Consider the following 255-nt stretch of genomic DNA (forward strand, 5'->3'; position numbering starts at 1 on the left):
CTTCTTTGGCGGGCCTTTCCAGACCACTTCGTTTACCACTTTCTTTTGTAACTCCGTATAGAGTGTCCTACAACCCCAAGAAGCAAGCTTCTTGGTTTGGGCTCTTTCCGTTTCGCTCGCCGCTACTCAGGAAATCGATTTTTCTTTCTCTTCCTCCAGGTACTTAGATGTTTCAGTTCCCTGGGTCTGCCTTCCTTACGCTATGTATTCACGTAAGGATACTATCCGACTAAAGATAGTGGGTTCCCCCATTCG

Annotated in this window: 1 rRNA gene; it reads right to left on the minus strand. The window is 47.1% G+C overall.

What is annotated here, in order from left to right:
• Window positions 1–255, minus strand: a 23S ribosomal RNA gene (locus HPK16_RS16675); the annotation flags it as partial.

It is taken from the genome of Paenilisteria rustica (genome assembly GCF_013820765.1).
Classification (GTDB): domain Bacteria; phylum Bacillota; class Bacilli; order Lactobacillales; family Listeriaceae; genus Listeria_A; species Listeria_A rustica.